The sequence below is a fragment of the Synechococcus sp. R8-2 genome (assembly GCF_047461715.1).
Lineage (GTDB): Bacteria > Cyanobacteriota > Cyanobacteriia > Thermostichales > Thermostichaceae > Thermostichus.
In genome coordinates this window covers 1-746 of record NZ_JANSHQ010000144.1, presented here as the reverse complement: position 1 = coordinate 746, position 746 = coordinate 1, and the positions used below count along the sequence as shown (strand labels likewise).

1 protein-coding gene is annotated in these 746 nt (G+C 62.6%); it reads right to left on the bottom strand.

From position 1 onward, the window contains the following. Positions 1-676: HAD family hydrolase (locus NW819_RS04040; RefSeq protein WP_414412962.1), on the bottom strand; the 676-nt coding region annotated here is incomplete at its 3' end. Between the last annotated feature and the right edge of the window lie 70 nt (positions 677-746).

Genomic DNA, 746 nt, shown 5'->3' with positions numbered 1-746 from the left:
CGCTACGCGACGCTCTCGCGAACAGGAGTGTGGCCAACTCCGCAAAGCTGTCCACCACCACATCTGCCCCGGCGTGGCGCAGTTCCTCGGCGGTGAAAGCCGTGGTGAGGCCCACCGCAAAACAGCCAGCCCCCTTAGCGGCGCGGATCCCATGGGTAGAATCTTCAATCACCCAACACAACGCCGGATCCAGCCCCACAGCGGCAGCCGTTTTCAGGTAAGGCTCTGGGTCGGGCTTGGCCCGCTGAATGTCTTCGGCGGTAATCACCGCGTCAAACCAGCGGTGCAGGTCGAAGCGCTGGAAAATCTGCGCTTGATCCCGGCGGATGGCCGAAGTGGTGACGGCCAGGGCAGAAAAGCGCTGGCGGCTGGCCGCCAAAAACTCCAGCACCCCCGGCACCAGGGGTACCTCTGCCAGCAGCTCGCCAAAAGCCTTGGCCTTTTCCTCGATCAGGCGCTGCACCAGCAGGGGCTGTTCCGCAGGCGGGGTGTCCGTCTGGTGTTGGACAAGGTACTCGAACATGTCGCGGTCGGTGCGCCCCTTGAACTGCAGGGAGATGGGGGCCAAATCCAGGGATAGGTGGCAGCGTTGCAGGGCAATGGCCCCGGCGCGGGCATGGATTGGTTCCGAATCCACAATCACCCCGTCCATATCGAAGAGCAAGCCGGCAGTCACGTCAGCCTTCCCCTGTTGTAGGCACAGCACTTTGGATTGCATAGACATTATCGCTACGCGACGCTTTCGC